The 19,413-nt window shown below is 40.8% G+C and carries 17 protein-coding genes and 1 other RNA gene; 10 read left to right on the top strand and 8 right to left on the bottom strand.

The features are described from left to right. Nucleotides 1-2 precede the first annotated feature (2 nt). Complete coding sequence (gene mraZ, locus ACHUE3_RS18605) at nt 3-461, bottom strand: division/cell wall cluster transcriptional repressor MraZ (protein ID WP_394193806.1); 459 nt, start codon at nt 459-461, stop codon at nt 3-5. Nucleotides 462-956: 495 nt separating this feature from the next. On the opposite strand from mraZ, the gene ACHUE3_RS18600 reads away from it, so the two are divergent. The 4 genes from ACHUE3_RS18600 to ACHUE3_RS18585 all read left to right on the top strand — a co-directional run bounded on the left by ACHUE3_RS18600 (nt 957) and on the right by ACHUE3_RS18585 (nt 2,680). Next, complete coding sequence (locus ACHUE3_RS18600; RefSeq protein ID WP_394193805.1) at nt 957-1,298, top strand: DUF883 domain-containing protein; 342 nt, start codon at nt 957-959, stop codon at nt 1,296-1,298. 8 nt (nt 1,299-1,306) lie between these two features. Continuing rightward, nucleotides 1,307-1,756, top strand: a complete 450-nt coding sequence (locus ACHUE3_RS18595) for a hypothetical protein (RefSeq protein ID WP_394193804.1) — start codon at nt 1,307-1,309, stop codon at nt 1,754-1,756. Continuing rightward, the gene (locus ACHUE3_RS18590) at nt 1,753-2,010 is read left to right on the top strand and encodes a hypothetical protein (protein ID WP_394193803.1); all 258 of its coding nucleotides are present in this window, start codon (nt 1,753-1,755) and stop codon (nt 2,008-2,010) included. The genes ACHUE3_RS18595 and ACHUE3_RS18590 overlap by 4 nt, the downstream gene beginning before the upstream one ends. Nucleotides 2,011-2,104: 94 nt before the next feature. After that, entirely contained in the window at nt 2,105-2,680 is a 576-nt protein-coding gene (locus tag ACHUE3_RS18585; protein WP_394193802.1) for an AAA family ATPase, read from the top strand. 16 nt (nt 2,681-2,696) lie between these two features. On the opposite strand, the gene ACHUE3_RS18580 is transcribed toward ACHUE3_RS18585, so the two are convergent. Then, complete coding sequence (locus ACHUE3_RS18580) at nt 2,697-3,668, bottom strand: glutathione S-transferase family protein (RefSeq protein ID WP_394193801.1); 972 nt, start codon at nt 3,666-3,668, stop codon at nt 2,697-2,699. A 9-nt stretch (nt 3,669-3,677) separates the two neighbouring features. Then, the gene (locus ACHUE3_RS18575) at nt 3,678-4,520 is read right to left on the bottom strand and encodes a pirin family protein (protein WP_394193800.1); all 843 of its coding nucleotides are present in this window, start codon (nt 4,518-4,520) and stop codon (nt 3,678-3,680) included. A gap of 158 nt (nt 4,521-4,678) precedes the next feature. Between ACHUE3_RS18575 and ACHUE3_RS18570 the strand changes: the two genes are divergently transcribed. Continuing rightward, nucleotides 4,679-7,774 (top strand): bifunctional diguanylate cyclase/phosphodiesterase, encoded by a 3,096-nt coding sequence (locus tag ACHUE3_RS18570; RefSeq protein WP_394193799.1) that lies wholly within the window; start codon nt 4,679-4,681, stop codon nt 7,772-7,774. Nucleotides 7,775-7,816: 42 nt separating this feature from the next. Here ACHUE3_RS18570 and ACHUE3_RS18565 read toward each other — a convergent pair whose 3' ends face one another. Then, nucleotides 7,817-8,803, bottom strand: a complete 987-nt coding sequence (locus ACHUE3_RS18565) for a YihY/virulence factor BrkB family protein (protein WP_394193798.1) — start codon at nt 8,801-8,803, stop codon at nt 7,817-7,819. Nucleotides 8,804-9,056: 253 nt separating this feature from the next. Between ACHUE3_RS18565 and ACHUE3_RS18560 the strand changes: the two genes are divergently transcribed. Continuing rightward, nucleotides 9,057-10,091, top strand: a complete 1,035-nt coding sequence (locus ACHUE3_RS18560) for a mechanosensitive ion channel family protein (protein WP_394193834.1) — start codon at nt 9,057-9,059, stop codon at nt 10,089-10,091. 49 nt (nt 10,092-10,140) lie between these two features. Here the strand turns inward: ACHUE3_RS18560 and rnpB are convergent. Then, an RNA gene (gene rnpB / locus ACHUE3_RS18555) (RNase P RNA component class A) lies at nt 10,141-10,504 on the bottom strand. A 42-nt stretch (nt 10,505-10,546) separates the two neighbouring features. Beyond that, a complete protein-coding gene (rsmI, locus tag ACHUE3_RS18550; protein WP_394193797.1) occupies nt 10,547-11,404 on the bottom strand; it encodes a 16S rRNA (cytidine(1402)-2'-O)-methyltransferase in 858 nt (285 codons plus the stop codon). Nucleotides 11,405-11,465: 61 nt separating this feature from the next. Between rsmI and ACHUE3_RS18545 the strand changes: the two genes are divergently transcribed. From ACHUE3_RS18545 to dolP, 4 genes are read left to right on the top strand one after another with little or no spacing between them, the layout of a single operon-like run. After that, nucleotides 11,466-13,331, top strand: coding sequence for a penicillin-binding protein activator (locus ACHUE3_RS18545; protein ID WP_394193796.1), 1,866 nt, complete (start codon nt 11,466-11,468; stop codon nt 13,329-13,331). A 27-nt stretch (nt 13,332-13,358) separates the two neighbouring features. Further along, entirely contained in the window at nt 13,359-13,730 is a 372-nt protein-coding gene (locus ACHUE3_RS18540; protein WP_394193795.1) for a YraN family protein, read from the top strand. Nucleotide 13,731: 1 nt separating this feature from the next. Next, entirely contained in the window at nt 13,732-14,319 is a 588-nt protein-coding gene (locus ACHUE3_RS18535) for an SIS domain-containing protein (protein WP_394193794.1), read from the top strand. Continuing rightward, complete coding sequence (dolP, locus tag ACHUE3_RS18530; RefSeq protein ID WP_394193793.1) at nt 14,319-14,885, top strand: division/outer membrane stress-associated lipid-binding lipoprotein; 567 nt, start codon at nt 14,319-14,321, stop codon at nt 14,883-14,885. The genes ACHUE3_RS18535 and dolP overlap by 1 nt, the downstream gene beginning before the upstream one ends. 46 nt (nt 14,886-14,931) lie before the next feature. Here dolP and mutT read toward each other — a convergent pair whose 3' ends face one another. Both mutT and secA read right to left on the bottom strand, forming a co-directional pair. Continuing rightward, nucleotides 14,932-15,327: an 8-oxo-dGTP diphosphatase MutT gene (gene mutT, locus ACHUE3_RS18525; protein ID WP_394193792.1), complete on the bottom strand. Its 396-nt coding sequence runs from the start codon at nt 15,325-15,327 to the stop codon at nt 14,932-14,934. Nucleotides 15,328-16,290: 963 nt separating this feature from the next. Further along, nucleotides 16,291-18,999 (bottom strand): preprotein translocase subunit SecA, encoded by a 2,709-nt coding sequence (gene secA, locus ACHUE3_RS18520; protein ID WP_394193791.1) that lies wholly within the window; start codon nt 18,997-18,999, stop codon nt 16,291-16,293. Nucleotides 19,000-19,413: the final 414 nt, after the last annotated feature.

Genomic DNA, 19,413 nt, shown 5'->3' with positions numbered 1-19,413 from the left:
ACTCAAAGTGAGAAGTTATCTAGATCTGGGCTTGATTCAAAATCACCGAGCCTTTCAATTTCGGTGTCTTGACGCATCTGTTCATTCCAGCGCTCTTCATCCCAGATCTCAAATTTATTCATTAACCCAACTAACATTATCTTTTTGCCTAAATCAGCATGAGCACGTAATGACGGTGCCAGCAAAATTCGGCCATTTTTGTCGAGTTGGTATTCTGTTGCATTCCCTAATAACATGCGTTGCATGCGCCTAGCTCGTGGATTCATGTTAGAAATTTTCGCAAGGCGTTCTTCTATATCTTGCCACTGAGCAAGCGGATACAACCATAAACAAGGCTCATTCAACGCGATGGTACAAATTACAGTGCCCATATCTTCAGACAGCAGCTCGTTTCGATACTTGGTTGGTACCGCAAAGCGTCCTTTGTCATCCATACTGAGCGAACTCGCACCGCGAAACATAAAAGCCTACAGAAAATTTTGTTGTTAACTGGCTAAAATTAGTTTTGATCCAATTTGATCCACTAAAAACCACTTTTTACCACAGTGCTCCAGTTTAGGGCTTGACAAGCTATTTTGTCAAGTCAGCAAAACTCTATAGTTGACTGTGCAAGCCAGAAAAAATAAGGCCTCGCACAAAGCTACTGAATTACGTGGGAAAAAGTGGAATACAATAAAAAAATATTTTTTTCTGCTGATCAAGCTAACTTGGGTTCTATGGCTGGTTACTGAATAAACGATGAATAATTACAAATAATCAACCTTATTAACGTACCTATTTTGGCTGATGTAATAATTACCTAAACAGCCTGTAATTATTACTGTTAAAAGGTAAAAAATATTAGCTGCCTCACAATAAAAAACCATAAGCAATTGAATAAAAACAATTTAATTTATTGGTATGGAAACTGCTGTTATTCAACCACATCAGTTTTAATTATTTAAGGAAGGAATATCATGGCTACAGCAACAACAAACTCTAAAGCGTCAACATCAAATAGCAGTAAAGTTGATACTACTTTATCGACTAGCGAAGCTCCGCTTACAGACAAAGCAACTTCTGCTGCACACAGCGCAGTTGATGCATTATCAACAAGAGCCGCAACCGCAGAACAAAGTATTCGTGAAGGTGCCACCAGCTCTGCTGAAACATTAACAGAAAAGCAGCAGATTGCTCGCGAAAAAATCACGCAATACAGTGGCAAAACACGCCAACTAGCCTCTGAGAACCCACTTGCAACAGCTGGTATTGCATTTGCTGCAGGTATGCTAGTAACTGCATTATTTAACCGTAAGTAAGCTTAATTATGTCTCATTCTCAACATGCAAGTGAGAAACAGCAACATGCCACTGATCATCCTGAGACGGCTGAGCAGTGGCAAGTTCATCTTGAAAAAATATCAGACTACTCCAAACAACTTTATAGTGACTACAACGCACAAGCTAAAACCTGTAAAAACATTGCTGCTGCAGAGTGGCGGTTATCTACTCGCTCCTTAGCGCTTACAATTATTTTACTGGTGTGTTTTGCTGGCGGGTTGGTGCTACTTTGGGCTGGTTTACTTGCAACATTGGGCATCGCCATTTTTGCTTTTAGTGAATCTTTATGGTTAACAGCCGCATCGTTAATTGTATTACAGCTTATTTGCCTTACTTGGCTTTGGAAAAATATAGGGTATATCAGCGGTAAAATCGGGTTCGATAAATCGCTTCGTAGTCTTCGTCAGTTATTAAATATTAATAAGGATGAATCATGATTATTGATTATTTCATTAATAAGCCACAACGAAGGGTGGAAGAACTCACTGAAAAGATGGACTTGCGCGATGAACTTAAGCGTCAACATCATCAAGCTTTAAACTACCGGCTAAAACGCTTCGCAGTTACCAACGTTGGCATTGCCAGTGCATTTACAGCAGGAATGGGCTATCAAGCATTGCAAAACAATGATTCAAGCCAAAGCAAACTGAGTAAACTCAGTAAATTCACCTGGCTTTTAAGGTTATTTTAATATGATCCGAATCATTTAAACACGCAATTTAGCTTCTCATTTTTGCTCAATTTTATTACCGTAAAGCGATTACGATAATAAGTGAGTCTAAAAAGTGAAAAAGCGCATTGTATTAACAGGTGGCCCAGGCGGCGGGAAAACAACGGCTATTGATTTATTACGCCGAGAGTTCTCCAAAGAAATAGTTGTAGTTCCTGAGTCAGCAACTATGTTATTTTCTGGCGGCATAAAACGAAACGACTCCCCTCATCTTATAAATGCACATCAGCAAGCCATTTTTAACCTGCAAAAACACCTAGAACATATTCAACGCACTGAACACCCTGACCGGCTAATGCTCTGTGACCGCGGCAGTTTAGACGGTTTAGCTTATTGGCCCGGCGAAGCTAGCGCTTTTTTTGATTGCCTCAATACAGATTTGCAAACAGAGCTTGCTCAATACGATGCGGTTATTTTTTTTGAAACAGCAGCTAAATCAGGGCAAAGCATCCATAGCAATAACCCTGTACGTAATGAGTCTGACCAACAAGCCATATTACTCGATGACAAACTACAAGAGATCTGGTCCCAACACCCTAACTTCAACTTAGTTAAAAGCTCAGAGTCGTTTATTCAAAAAGTGATGTTTGGCATTGAAACCATTAAAAAGGTAATGAAAAGTTACGACTGATTTAAAGGCACACAACTTAACCCCTATTATGTGGCTTTAGATAATCAATATAAGGCCCATTTGGTACTACCTGCGTTGGATTAATCATTGTATGGCTAAAATAGTAATGACGCTTAATATGATAAAAATCAACCGTTTCCTTCACAGAAGCGACCTGATATAACTCACGCAGATAATTACTCATAGCAGGGTAGCTTTCAATGGTGCGTAAGTTACATTTAAAGTGACCAACATACACACTATCAAAGCGGATTAGAGTCGTGAATAAACGCCAATCAGCTTCAGTAAGCGTATCTCCGACTAAATAACGATTTTTTTCTAAGCGGGCTTCTATGTTATCAAGCGCACTAAATAAGTTATCAAATGCGTCGTTGTAAGCCTGTTGAGTCGTTGCAAACCCAGCTCTGTATACTCCGTTATTGATATTGTGATAAACAAAGTCATTTATTTCGTCTATTTGCGAGCGTAATTCATGCGGATAAAAATCCAAGGTATTGCCAGTTAAAGCATCAAAGGCTGAATTAAACATACGAATAATCTCAGCAGATTCATTACTGACAATCCGGTTAGTTTTTTTATCCCACAATACAGGAACGGTTACTCGCCCAGAGTAATCAGCTTTATGCGAAGTATAAATTTGATGCATATAAGCTTTATCAAATAAATCATCTCCTGAACTGTGGTTAGATTTATCAAACGTCCAGCCATGTTCAAGCATATCAGGACTGACCACCGACACACTAATATAGTCTTCGAGCCCTTTTAAATGACGAAATATAAGCGTGCGGTGTGCCCATGGACACGCCAGTGACACATACAAATGATAACGCCCTTTTTCAGCCTTAAAACCAGCCTCGCCTGTTTTTCCAGCACTGCCATCAGGCGTAACCCAATTGCGTAGTTGAGCTGCTTCACGTTTAAATTCACCTTGGTTGTTATCAGTGTCATACCATTTATCATGCCACTGACCATCTACAAGTAAGCCCATAACAATCTCCTATAAAGTACCAAATTTACCAGTTTGATAATCTCGAACAGCTTGTTGCAACTCAGCTTGAGTAGTCATAACAAACGGCCCCATGTGTGCAATTGGTTGTTTAAGCGGTTCACCTGCGAGCAGCAATACACCCGCCCCCTTACTTGAGCTAAAAGCAATATCACTACCTGGCTGCAAAATAAGCAAGCTACCTGCTTTAACCGTTCCTGCTTGGTCAGTATCAATCTCCCCAGTATGAACATAAATCATCACTTTTGATTGCGTTAAAGGCGAGTGTGTAAACTGAGTCTGTGTAGGTAATGTCACATCAGCCAACATACCATTCGCCGCTAAGCCTTGTAGACTTGAAATTTGCTGCTCATTAGCAAATTGCCAAGTGCCTGCTAATGCAGCTAACTTAACACCTTGCTGATCTTGCATCACGGGTGCTGGTGAGGTTGTTGTATCCTGGTATTGTGGCGCTCTTAACTTATCTGCACTTGGCATATTGAGCCAAATTTGAAAGCCGTGCATACCTTCTTTTGCATCTGCGAGCGGCATTTCACTATGAATAACGCCAAAGCCTGTACTCATCCACTGTACATCTCCCGCACGAATGGCTTTTTTATTGCCCATTTGATCTTGATGTTCAAAGCCACCTTTAATGATATAGGTGAACGTTTCAATCCCACGATGTGGGTGCGCAGGGAAACCACCCATAAAGTCATTTTGATCATTTGACTTTAGCTCATCAATCATTAAAAAAGGGTCTAGGTGCTTACCATCAAAGCCAGGAATACGGCTGATGTTGACTCCATCTCCATCGCTGGTTGCGTAACTTGACAGGATATTTAATATTTGCATGATTCATCTCATATGCTTAACTTAGGCTAATCTTAGTCATATCAACTTAAAACAACCATTGCATAAATTAGTATCAATCATTCGCTTAAATAGAATGTTAATTAACCTTATATTTTATATGGTTATTTTTTAGTTTTTTAGATACAATTTTGCACCAAATGAAAATAATAAAGAGTATCGTTATTTTATCTTTATCATTACAAACTCGTCTTTATCGCTTATTCATTTTATTAAGCTTACCTGGCATTGTGGCTATTCTATTTAGCCTTTGGTATGCAAAAGAAAATGTACTCAAAGAAAGCCATATGCAAGCACTTGCTATCGCTCAGCAACTTACTATGCAGCAAGCAGACTTACTAAATGAAGTAAAAAACTTTACTGTTCAACTTGCAAAGTTAGATGATTTTGCAGCCCCACTAAAAGAGGGGTGCCCAGCCTATTTAAAAAAAATAAGTGCGCTTAATCTAGAAATAGCCAATATTGGGATCATTGATCTAACTGGAGAACCGCGCTGTTTATTAAGTGGTATGAACAAAAACATCAATATTAGTGATCGTCAATATTTTAAAAATGCCCTCGCCACGAAAAATTTTGCGATTGGTTTTTTTCAAAAGGACCGAAGTTTAGATACCCTCACAGTTAATTTTGCCTACCCACTGCTTGATGAAAATGAGATTCCTTATGGCGTTGTAGTGAGCGTTATTACTTTAGATTGGTGGAGCAAAAAACTGGCGAGCTTTCTCCTTCCTCAAGGCACACTTGCAATAATTACTGACAGCCACAATCGGGTTTTGGCAAATTTCCCCTATGATGCACAAAGGTTTGGTAAAAACATCAACGAATACGGCTTCAGTGATACCAACTCAGGCTTTAACAACATTGTAGATTTTAACGGTGTTAATCACGTGCTCCACAAACAACAAATGTACAAAGATGAGGTAAATAACACGCTTAATGCCTATATTGCTATCCCTTTTGATAAAGACATTGAAAGTGCGAACCAGCTTTTTATTAATGCCTTGATCACCTTCATTATTATTATTTCGATAATGTGTATATTTGCTCACTTGCGATTAAAGAAAGCCATACTAACCCCGTTAAAACAACTAACTTGCGCCATTCAAGAGCTTGCCAAAGGGTATTTACCAAAACAATTTAGCCTACAAAGCCCTGAGCTCAACTCTTTATACAAACACTTTGAAGAAATGGCGCAAACACGCCTAGCCGCTGAAGCACATATAAAGCGCCAGCACAGCGAATTGATTAGTTTACTCAGTGCATTACCTGATATTTATATTCGTATTAATATTCATGGTGATGTACTTAATTTAGGCGGTCAAATTACGCGCCTAAATAAACCAGTCTATGTCAATTCTAAACTGCATCTACGCGATTTGCTGGACGAAGAGAAAAGCAAGCAGTTATTACAAAACTTACCCACCGGCAACGAGACAGCACAATTTGAATTACTTGACTCAGATTTAAACCCTAAGCACATTTACGAGGTAAGAATTAGCGCTAAACCAAATAGCAACGAATACACCTTAGTACTACAAGACATCACTCTTAGAAAACGTGCAGAAAAAGACTCTCACCTTGCCTCTTTAGTCTATGCAAATAGCAGTGAAGGAATGGTGATCACCGATCCGAACGCCATTATTTTGGATGTTAATCCCGCTTTTTGTGAGGTCACTCAATACCGCAAAGATGAAGTACTAGGTAAACCCATTGCTATTCTAAACTCAGGAAAGCACAAAAAGTCTTTCTACAAACAAATGTGGCAAATGATTGAGCAATCGGGTCGCTGGCAAGGTGAAATACAAAATAGACGTAAAGATGGTGAGCTTTTTACCGAATGGCTGACTATCGATACTGTTTATGATGAACACGCTAAGCCTCACCGCCGCGTGGCAATTTTTACCGATATTACAGAAAAAAAAGCCGCCGATGAATTAATATGGCACCAAACACACTTTGATCATTTAACCAATTTGCCTAACAGAATTGAATTAAAAGACCGATTAAATCAACGCTTAAGTAAAAATTACAGTAAAGATTCACCGCTAGTGATCATGCTATTGGATCTTGATCACTTTAAAGATATTAACGATACCCTAGGTCATTTTTATGGTGACGAATTACTTAAAATGATTGCACACCGGCTGCATGAAACAAATCAAGATATTGACTTTATGGCGCGTATTGGTGGTGATGAATTTGTTATCGTGCACACAAAAATTATAAGTGAAGAACACATTAAAAAGGTCGCAAAAGATTTGCTGCAAGCCATGTCACAGCCATTTATGCTCGAAGGCGAAGAAATATTCATTGCTGCAAGTATAGGCATAGCGATTGCGCCAACTGATGGCGACTCATGTGAGCAACTACTCAAAGCTGCGGATCAGGCCATGTTCCAAGCCAAGCAAAATGGTCGCAATTGCTATGAATTTTTTAACCTAAAACTGCGTGAACAAGCACAGCAGAGAATGGATCTACTAAAAAGCATGCGCTACGGCATTGAGCAGCATGAGTTTGAGCTTTATTATCAGCCAATCGTAGTTCTTAGCACTGAACAAATTCACAAAGCTGAAGGCTTACTCCGCTGGCAGCACCCAAAAGAAGGGCTAATTAGTCCAGCACAATTTATCCCGCTTGCTGAAGAGTCGAGATACATCAACCCACTTGGTCAGTTCGCATTTACTAAGGCGCTTCAAACACTACAAACTATTCGCAGCATAGATGAAGGTTTTCAATTGAGTGTAAACGTATCCCCCGTTCAATTTAGTTGTTTAGACAGTGGTATAGATAAATGGCCGCAGCTGCTACATGAGGCCAATTTACCTCTCAATGCTATCGTTGCAGAAATTACTGAAGGCCTGATGATTTCACAAGAACCTCTTACTCAACAGCGCCTTAAGTCACTTGAACGCTCAGGTATGGAGTTGGCGCTCGATGATTTTGGCACAGGTTACTCGTCTCTCGCTTATTTACAGCAAATGGATGCAGATTATTTAAAAATAGACAAATGCTTTGTTGATGACATAAAAGAAGGAAACCAACAACTTGCACTGTGTAAAGCGATAATCAATATGGCACATCAGTTCAACTTAAAAGTGATTGCTGAGGGGATTGAGACACGCGAGCAATATAATTTATTACTGCAACTAGGTTGTGACTATGGACAAGGCTATTTGTTTTCAAAACCATTACCTGAAAAAGACTTCATCGAGTTAGTGCGTAAACAACATAGTTAATTTACAGCCGCAGCGTTATTGCTGCGGCTAGATTATAAAACCTTAATCAACTGTATCCGTTTTACCGGCGTGCTGTTTCTTTTGTCGTTTTGTAAGGGTGTCGGCCACATAAGCTCCTCTTTCGCCCAACTCACTGTCGTCCCCTTTGGTACTGTCGCATAGTGTTTGTTGCTCAATACTGGCATTAAAAGCCGCACCAAAAATAATGATATATGCACTTAAGTATAGCCACATCAACATGATAACAACGCCGCCGAGTGAACCATAAGTTTCATTATATGAGGCAAATTGAGCAACATAAAATGAAAAGCCTAGCGACGCAATGATCCACAAAAATGTTGCAAGCAATGAGCCTGGTATAACCCAGCACCACTTGGCTTCGCGCCGATGCGGGCCATAGCGATACAAGGCTGCTAATGCAACATTAAACACCATCGCTAAAAATGGCCATGATATTAGCTGTATTACAACATCCACTCCTTGTGTTAGCCCAACCAAATTTAAAACAACAGGTAAAATACCGATGATCAGTAATGCAATCACCGCAACCATAATTGCGCCAACAGAAAACACAAACCTAATTAATAAAGCAATTAAAAACTGACGCTTATTTTGCTCATGATAAGTAATATTGCACGCAGTTATAAGCGCTTGAGAGCCTTTACTGCTGCTCCATAAAGCCAAGATTAATGTGCTGATCGCGCTAAAACTCAAAGTTGCTTGCGACTTTTCGCTCACAGCGGTTACTTGCTGCAAAATAATGTCGCGTGTGCTTGGCGGTATCAAGGTAATAAACTGACTTAAATGAGCCGTAATTTCAGCCGGTGATGAAAAATAAGCATACACAGAAACTAACGCTGCAATAGCTGGGAAAATGGCTAACAATGCATAGAATGCAACGCCTGCAGCCACGAATGTCAGATTATCTTTCGATGAACTTTTAAATACACGTTTTATGATACTCCACCAGCCACGTACAGGTATTTCACCGGGTGAACTCGCCCCATAACCGTATTTATGTTTCGCCATGATTTACCCTCTACGCCCTGCAACTTGTATTACTCGCTTGTTGTATTTTATGGATACATTGCAAACAAACTTGCTAATAAACTTTCATATAAGTAGAGCAATATACTTGCCAAGTAATACTGGCCTTTAAATTGCAGTTCTATCGCTTAATAATAACCTTAGAAAGTATAGGAAACAGCAGGTGCATAATTTTTATATTATTTTAAATCAACTTGTTACAACCGTGTCTAAAGATGTTTCTACATCATCGACAGTGTATTCATGGCAATCCACTTTCGCTGTTATCCAAAGCCAAATAGTGCAGTTTTTACACGCTGCAGGGCAAATGCTACCCGCTATTTTATTAGGTATTTTAGCCGTCATTTGCTGTTATTTTATTGCTCGCCCATTGTCATTCTTACTTTTAAAGCCCTTGGGTTACATCAGTGAAAGTCGCTTACTACACTTGGTTGTAAGGCGCTTTATAAGTACGCTAATTATTCTATTTGGCTTGTATATTTTTCTTCGCTTAGCAGGGTTAACCGAATTTGCTGTTGCTGTAATGAGTGGCACTGGACTGCTTGGTTTAATACTCGGATTCGCCTTTAAAGATATTGCTGAAAATTTTATCTCCAGCTTGTTACTTAGTGTGCAACGACCATTTCGAATAGATGATGTAATTGAAGTGAATGGTCACTTGGGTGTTGTTAAAAAGGTCACTGCACGCGCAACAACTCTGGTCGATTTTGACGGCAACCATATTCAAATACCCAATGCCACTGTATATAAAAACACGATAAAAAACCTAACTGCAAACCCCAAAATGCGTGGTAGTTTCACATTAGGTATTGGCTACGATAACAATATAAAACAAGCACAACAGTTAGCACTAACAGTTATTAGCAATCAAAAAGCCGTATTAAACGACCCCGTACCACAAGTACTCATCAACGATTTAGGCTCGGCAACGCTTAATTTTACCATCTACTTTTGGGTTAACAGTGAAGAACATAGTGTATTAAAAGTCGCATCTCAATTAATGCGTGAGTTAGTTAATGAGTTAACTGATCACGGCATTAGCATGCCAGATGACGCCCGCGAACGTGTATTACTCAATAGCCAAGGTGAAGATTTATACCCAGCTAGACACGAGTCTGGCCGAACAGAAAAAGTCCCTACACCACCCAAAAAAAAGCGCCCTTCGCAGGTTACTGCATCGAGTGTTGATGATGTCAGCAGTGACACCGACGAAATACGCGAACAAGCTGAAAAATCTCGCGATCCAGAGCAAGGTAGTAATATCATTTAATTTCAAACACAAAAAAGCCCGCAGCGTTAACTGCGGGCTTTTTATTGAATGAGTGAGTCAGCCTATAAGCCGGGTTCTGTTCTTTCCGAAGAAAGCGATAATCATTCGTCTAGGCCATAAATCGCTCTATGGCTCAAGCAACCTACCCGGTTCCAACGTGGGCCACGCCATAAGGAACCCTATTTGGTCTTGCTCCGAGTGGAGTTTACCTTGCAACCGACTATTACTAGCGGCCCGGTGCGCTCTTACCGCACCCTTTCACCCTTACCAACCGAAGTTGGCGGTCTACTCTCTGCTGCACTTGTCGTGGGCTCACGCCCCCCAGCCGTTAGCTGGCACTCTGCCCTGTGGAGCCCGGACTTTCCTCCCCCTGCGCATTTTCGTTGCAGGCAGCGATTATCTTGGCTGACTCGGCGCGCATTATACCTGAGCTTGATGCTACGTGCAGTAAAGAATTAACCTTTTTCGTCAATAATTGTTTTATATAAAGCGTTTTTCTTCATGCCAAAGTAATCAGCCACAATACCGCAGGCTTTTTTCATTGGCATTTCGCTTTCAAGTAATGCTAGCATTTTACGTGCTTCCGGCGGAATATCGTCCACCAGCTTAGGCTTGCCCGGTAACATTAAAACAATTTCGCCCCGTTGCTTAGTAGGATCGTCGGTTAAAAATTGCTTGAGCTCAGTAACGGTTCCATTAAAAAAAGTTTCAAAAGTTTTGGTGAGCTCTTTAGCAAATACCACCTGTTGCTCGCTGCCGAGCGCCGCTTCTAAATCATCAAGGCTGGCCATAATACGGTGCGTACTTTCATACATGATACTGGTAATGCCTGAATTCACCGCTTCGATGAAAAAGTCTTGGCGGGCTTTACTTTTCGCGGGAGTAAAACCAATAAACTGAAAACGATCAGTTGGTAGCCCCGAGCAGCACACAGCCGTAATTGCAGCACACGCACCGGGCACAGGTGTAACATGGGCACCTTGTTCACGGCATAAGTTAACCACGGCATAACCAGGGTCACTAATTAACGGGGTCCCTGCATCTGATACTAATGCAATATTTAACCCTTGGTTAAGCTGATCAATAATTTGCTGCGCCTTTTGCTTTTCGTTATGGTCGTGCAAAGCAAAGGTTTTAGCTTTAATACCAAAGTGACTGAGCAATTTGCCTGTGTGGCGTGTGTCTTCAGCAGCGATTAAGTCAACTTGAGATAGTGTCGCAATTGCACGCTGACTTAAGTCGTCAAAATTGCCAATTGGGGTGGCAACAATGTAAAGAGTGCCGATTTTATCTGAATTCTCCTCATTTAACATTGAGGTCTCCTGCGTCAGTCAGTAATATAAGCAAATCGCGTTAACGTATTGGGAAATCATTGTGCGACTTAAACTTGTTAGTCTATTAATCATATTGTCAGGGTTATCGGCCTGTAGTACAACCGAAAAACCGACTAAAACCAGTGAAAACCTTAGTTCAGCGAATAGTTCTGCACAAATTCAAGCAACTGATGCACGCTCAATGTACCAACTTGCCTTAAATCGCCAAGGCGCAGATAAAATTCAGTTACTTTATAGCGCGCGCGATGCTGCAATTACAGAGCAGCGCTGGCCATTACTTGAGCAAATATGTACTGACCTTGAACAAACCCCCAGCGTTGATCAAATTCAAAACAAGCTTTACATCGCATTTGCGCAAAAACAACAAGGTAAAAACACCTTAGCCCTTGAGATGTTAGCTACTTTAAATAATCAGCTCACTCAAGCTGAGCACTTTGCGTGGCATCAATATTTAACGGGCAGTGTGCATACATCACAAGAGTTACCTAAAAAAGCCGTGCCTTATTTTTTTAAAGCATCTGAAACAGCGAGCAAAAGTAATTTAACTATTCCAGGTTTAAACCAAGCGCTGTGGCAAAACTTACAGCAACTATCTTCATATGCCTTAGAGCGCTTTAATCGTGGCTCGGTTGTGCAACAAGGTTGGGTTAACTTAGCGTTATACCACCAAGTATATTCTGGGGCACCGGTTGAGCTAGACCAAGCAATCAACAACTGGCAAAGACGTTACCCTGGGCACCCGGCTTCAGCCGTTTTACCAGAAAAAGACGCAGAACTGCTTGCAGCTGAACCGATAAATATAAAACGCTTAGTAGTATTACTACCCCAGTCAGGTGCAAATGAGCGATTAGGTGATGCATTAAAAGCCGGCATCCTAGGTGCACTCGATAATAGTGAAATAAATGAAACCACTTTTATTGATGAAATGCTAAGCACACCAGAAATTAACGCCAAATTAAATGAAATACAGCCCAACTTTGTAATTGGCCCATTGCTTAAAGTAAATATAGATAAATTGACAGACGAGCAATCACTGAAAAGCTACCCTACGCTACATTTAAACGCGATTGAAGGCGAGCGAACTTCAGCTCAACATTACTTTTTTGCACTAAACCCAGAGCATGAAGTGCAACAAGCGTTAGAGCATTTTTTGGCGCAGGGCTACCAAAAACCTATGCTCCTAGCACCAGATACCAGTGCTGGCCAACGCTTGGTTGATTACTTTAATGTTCAATGGCAACGCTACAGCGAAACTAAACCACAAGTAGGCCTGTATAAAGACAAAAAAGACATGCCAAATACGATCACAGGGTTGCTCGAAGTCGCTGAGTCTAAAGAGCGTATAAAAACTGTTAAAGCATTATTTAAAAAAGAAGTCGAAAGCGAAACGCGTTCACGCAGAGATATCGATGTAATTTATATCTTAGGTGATGCGACAGAAACACGCTTAATAAAACCTTATTTAGATGTGAACGTAAGCACCTTTGCTGACCGCATTCCTTTATACGCAAGCTCTAAAAGTCATAGTAAGCAAATAGATAGAACTGACAAAGGCGACCTTGATGGTCTATATTTTACAGAGTTACCTTGGATGCTAAGCGGTCAAATTGCAAACCAGTCTTTACGTCAACAATATAACTCGCTTTGGCCTGAGCAAGTAGATATTAGCCAGCGCTTATTTGCAATGGCGTACGATTCAGTCGCCTTACTTGATGACCTAAACCAGTTAAGAGTGTTTCCTGGTAAGCAATACGCGGGTTTAACAGGGCTATTAAGTATTGCCAGTGATGGCCAAATTAATCGCCAATTAAATTGGGCACAATATAAAGATAAGCAAATAAAGCCAGTTAAACTTAAAACACAAGCACCCGTGCCTTTGTTTATGCAAGTTGCAAGTGGTGAATAATTTGCTAAAACCAACAAGGATGTTGTCATGTCGTGGTTTAAGCAGCTGTGGCAAAATAGCCGAGAAAAAGGTCAATACTACGAGCTAGAAGCTCAAAAATATTTACAACGGCAAGGGTTAATTCCCATAGAGCGCAATTATAACTGCCCCTATGGTGAACTAGATGTGATAATGCGTGACGGAGACACACTGGTATTTATTGAAGTTAAATTTCGTAGTAGTAACGCAAAAGGCGGCGCTATTCATGCGTTAGGAAAACAAAAGCAACAGCGGCTAAAGCGCACTATATATCATTATTTAGCGGCCAAAAAGCTAACAAATCAGCCGCTTAGAATCGACTTTGTCGCAATAACGGGCGACACATCGCAACAACTTAATTGGATAAAAAACGTATTCTAATATGCAAGATACTATAAAAGAAATTTTTAAAGAAAGCATTCAAGTACAAATTGCGGCAGGTGAAGTACTACCGAGCGCATTGGAATCCGCTGCATTTACAATTGCACAAAGCCTTATCAATGGTAATAAATTGATTTGTTGTGGGACTGCAAGTTGCCATATGCTGGCACAGCATATGGCCGGCGTACTGATCAACTTTTATGAAACTGAACGCCCGTGCTTACCTGCAATTGCGCTCTCGCAGGAGCAAATTAACTTAGGCCAAAACAACCAAAGTGAAGATCACGAGACATTCGCACGTCAAATTAGAGCATTTGCACACCAAGGTGATTTATTGTTGGTGTTAGCAAGCAACGGCAATGAAAAAAATATAATTTCTGCCGTCGAAGCTGCACTTACCAAAGATATGAAGGTCATAGTTATGGTAGGCGATGACGGAGGTGAACTAGTCGGATTATTAGGCGCTAATGACGTAGAAATACGTGTTCCCTCAAAACGTCCAAGCCGTATTATTGAATCTCACTTAGTGAATTTACATTGTTTAAGTGAGCTTATCGATTTAACCCTATTTCCTCAGGATGAAAGTTAATGCTCAAGCAGTCCCTTATTATTATTAGTACCGTTTTATTGTTACAAGGTTGTGCCGCCGCTGTTGTTGTGGGTACCGCAGGCGCCGTAACAGCTGCGAATGATCGCCGTACCATAGGCTCACAGATTGACGACAGTAACATTGAAATTAAAAGTGGTATTGCCATCAATGACGTACAGCGCTTAAAAGATCACGCAAACCTTAACGCCATTAGTGTTAACGGAATTGTATTGCTGATTGGCCAAGTGGCTACGCAAGAAATGAAAAACGAAGCCATGCAAGCGATTGAGAAAATTCAAGGTATTCGTAAAATCCATAACCAAATCAGAATTGGTTCTAATATAAGTATTAGTACAAAAACACATGATTCGTGGTTAACATCAAAAGTTAAAACTCAGTTACTCACTGCTGATAATATCAGTAGCAATAACATTAAAGTAGTAACCGAAAACAGCGAAGTATTTTTAATGGGCTTAGTAACTGATGCAGAAGCAAATGCTGCTGTGAGTATTGCTCGAAATGTTTCTGGCGTAGAGCGCGTTATCAAAGTGTTTGAATATTTATAAATTAATTTAAAGCCACAAGTAACTCGTTACTTGTGGCTTTTTAGCTTTAGCCAAGTGACTTAATCTTATTGATTATATCAACATTAGCGGCTGGAAAGTTGTATTCATCTAGTTTGTTTATTGCAACCCAGGCACTTTTTTGGCCTTCAGCGCCATGAGCATCGCCACTAAAATCTGTAACTAAATGCACATCTAACTTTACACATTTATCACCATAGTCATGCTCTATAACCATTAGTTCGCTTGAGCTGTTTATGGTAAGCGCAACCTCTTCGTGTAACTCGCGTTTAAGCGCGTCAAACACGCTCTCGCCGCTTTCAACCTTACCACCTGGAAATTCCCACAAACCCCCTTGGTGCTTATCATCTGGTCGTTTACAGATGAATAATGTATTGTTCGCTTTGATCACACCAACAGCTACATGGACAATTTTTTTGGTCATTGGACACCCTTTTTTCTTTAATTATAAAAACACCATTGGCGTTAAGCTTGCTGACGCACAAACACCCTAAAACACTTGCACAAAGTGAAGTGAATGAGAACAAAATGAGGTAAAGCCAAATAAACCTAGCGCCTAGTTACTTCCCTAGAGCCTAGAACCTTGTTCCTTTGCCCTCCTAAGCGCAGCGCCTCTTAACCTCTTTGTGAATCAATCGCTTAAAAACGCGATATAAAATCGCTGCTACTAAACACTTCCGCGGTGGCAAGCCACTCGCCTACAAGCAAAATATTACCCCGAAGTTTTACCTTAACACCCGTAGGCGTTATGCTTGCTGACGCAACAAACGACCTAAAACACTTGCACAAAGTGAAGTGAATGAGAACAAAATGAGGGAAAGCCAAATAAACCTAGCGACTAGTCACTTACCTAGAGCCTAGAACCTTGTTCCTTTGCCCTCCTAAGCGCAGCGTCTCTTAGCCTCTTTGTGAATCAATCGTTTTAAAACGCGATATAAAATCGCTGCTACAAAACACTTCCGCGGTGGCAAACCACTCGCCTATAAAACCATTTTGCACAAAGAGAAGACAATGAGGGGAAACGAGAAGAAAAAATATATATTTCACTTCCCTAGCTCCTTCCCTTACACCTCCTAAGCGCAGCGCCTCTTAGCCTCTTTGTGAATCAATCGTTTAAAAACGCGATATAAAATCGCTGCTACAAAACACTCCCGCGGTGGCAAGCCACTCGCCTACAAGTAAAATATTAACCCGAAATTTAACCTTAACACCGTAGGCGTTAAGCTTGCTGACGCTAAAACACTTAATAGCTGCACCGATAAGAAAGAATTATGCCTAGCTCCTAGTCACTTCCCTAGCTCCTAGAACCTAGTACCTTTCCCCTTTCCCCTTAAATAAAAAGCAAAAAAGCGACGCATGCGTCGCTTTTTCAAGGTTTAAACTGAGGTTACTTTAATTTACCACAACACTGTTTAAACTTTTGGCCAGAGCCACATGGGCACGGCTCATTGCGGCCTACTTTAGGCTCTGCACGAGCTGTTACCGTTGCACCTGCTGGTGTTTCACCACCAACGTGCTCAGCTTCTTCATGCTGGTACTGACGAGGCGCATTTTCGCTGCGACGATGTTGCTCTTCAACTTTTTCAACATCTTCTTCTGCACGTACTTGAACCTTACTTAAGATGCTCACAACATCAATTTTAAGGTTTTCAAGCATTTCAGAGAACAACTCAAATGACTCACGCTTATATTCTTGCTTTGGATTCTTTTGCGCATAACCACGTAAATGAATACCTTGGCGTAGATGATCCATCGCAGCTAAGTGATCTTTCCAATGCTGATCCAAACTTTGTAGCATAATTGCTTTTTCAAACTGGCGTAACACAGACTCACCAACTTGCTGCTCTTTTTCTTTATAAGCATTAGTAACCGCTTCTTCGATACGATCACGTAACTTTTCTTCGTACAGCTTGTTGTCGTCTGCTAACCATTGCGAAATTGGCAGCTCCAATAAAAAGTCTTGTTTTAAGCGTTCTTCAAGACCTGGGATATCCCACATTTCGGCAAGGCTTTGCGGCGCAATGTATTGGTCAATCATATTGCCAAGTACATCACCACGAATTACCGTAATCGTTTCAGAAATATCGCCTTCAACAAGTAATTCGTTACGCTGTGCGTATACAACACGACGTTGATCGTTTGCTACATCATCGTATTCAAGTAATTGCTTACGAACATCAAAGTTACGTGCTTCTACTTTACGCTGTGCGTTTTCGATAGCACGGTTTACCCATGGATGTTCAATGGCTTCACCGCGTTGCATACCTAGTTTACGCATCATGTTAGTCATGCGCTCACCAGCAAATATACGCATTAGTGCGTCATCCATCGAAAGATAGAAGCGGCTTGAACCAGCATCACCTTGACGACCCGAACGACCACGTAGCTGATTATCAATACGACGCGACTCATGACGTTCAGTACCAATAATATGTAAGCCACCCGCTGCAATTACAGCATCATGACGAATTTGCCACGCGGCTTTAATTTCAGCTATTTTCTCATCAGTTGGGTTATCAAGCTTTTCAACTTCGCTGTTCCAGTTACCACCGAGTACGATATCAGTACCACGGCCTGCCATATTGGTGGCAATAGTTACTGTGCCTGGTAAACCGGCATCAGATACAATATCTGCTTCTTGGGCATGAAACTTGGCGTTTAGAACGTTGTGCTTGATCTTTTCTTTACGTAAAAACTGCGATAAATACTCTGAGCTTTCAATCGAAATAGTACCAACAAGCACGGGTTGCCCGCGTTCTTGGCAGTCTTTGATATCCACTAAAATTGCTTCGTATTTTTCATCTTGTGTTAAATACACCAAATCAGCACGATCGTCGCGGATCATCGGTTTATTCGTTGGCATAACAACGGTATCTAAGCCGTAGATTGACTGAAACTCAAATGCTTCAGTGTCTGCAGTACCTGTCATACCGGCAAGTGTATCGTAAATACGGAAATAGTTTTGGAAGGTAATTGAAGCTAGTGTTTGGTTTTCGTTTTGAATTTTTACACCTTCTTTTGCTTCAACAGCTTGGTGTAAACCTTCAGACCAACGACGCCCTTCCATTGTACGGCCAGTGTGCTCATCAACAATGATTACTTCGTTTTCTTTAACAACGTAATCAATATCTTTTTGATAGAGTTTGTGGGCACGTAACGCAGCATAAATGTGGCTAAGTAACGTAATGCTACCTGCTGAATAAAGCGAATCGCCCTCTTCAATTAAGCCGCGCTCTGTAAGTAATTCTTCAACTTTAATTTGACCACGTTCAGTTAAATGAACTTGTTTTGCTTTTTCATCAATCGTGAAATCGCCATCGCCTTCAACACCTTCTTCGTCTTCTTTTTCTTGTAATTCAAGTAAAGGAACAATAGTGTTAATTTCAGTGTAAAGCTGCGAGCTATCTTCAGCAGGACCTGAAATAATAAGCGGAGTTCGCGCTTCATCGATTAAGATTGAATCCACTTCATCCACAACAGCAAAGTAAAGCGGGCGCTGTACGCGTTCATCAATACTGAACGCCATATTATCGCGCAAATAGTCAAAACCAAATTCGTTATTTGTACCGTAAGTAATGTCTGCTGCGTATGCTTGTTTTTTCTGTTGTGGCATCATGCCTGGCACATTACAACCCACTGTTAAGCCTAAAAACTCAAACAATGGACGGTTAGTCTCAGCATCACGCTTAGCAAGGTAGTCATTCACCGTAATAACGTGAACACCTTTACCTGTTAAGCCACGAAGGTAAGCGGGTAAACTGGCGGTAAGGGTTTTACCCTCACCTGTACGCATTTCTGCGATGCGACCTTGGTGTAATACCATGCCACCTAAAAGCTGAACGTCAAAGTGGCGCATGCCATTAACACGTTTTGACGCCTCACGAACGACAGCAAATGCCTCTGGCAAAATGTCATCAAGGCTTTGCCCGTTATCGTAACGCTCTCTAAATTCTGCTGTTTTGGCTTTTAAATCTTCGTCTGAAAGCGCTTCTAGTTGCGTTTCAAGCGCGTTGATTAGCGCGACCGTCTTTCTTAAATTTTTAATAGTGCGGTCATTGCGACTACCAAAAATCTTGGTAAATAAATTAGATATCATGATAAAACCGTTACAATGTATTCTTTGTTAGCTGAACATCAACTAACCCATTTTATGCACCCATGCGATGGGGATGTTATTACTAATTAATATACTGCTCATAAAAAGAACATATTAATTAGCAATTTTGATAAACGCTGTAAATTTCAGCGTTTATCTCGTGCGCCACTATACCAGACTCTGCGATACAACGAACTATCAGTTGATAAAGTTAGCCATTTTTAAGAGAAAAAATTCAAAAATGCCGTAAAGATAACTTTAACCCGATAAACGAGCCTGCAATTACTAGAGTGATATGGAGGTGCGTGAATAAAAAATCAAGAGGGGTGTGAGAACTTAGGTTCTAGGTTCTAGGTTCTAGGTTCTAGGTTCTAGGTTCTAGGTTCTAGGTTCTAGGTTCTAGGTTCTAGGTTC

This window comes from Pseudoalteromonas atlantica, from assembly GCF_043641955.1.
GTDB classification, from domain to species: Bacteria; Pseudomonadota; Gammaproteobacteria; order Enterobacterales; family Alteromonadaceae; genus Pseudoalteromonas; species Pseudoalteromonas atlantica_A.
This window is presented reverse-complemented; position numbering and strand designations above follow the sequence as displayed.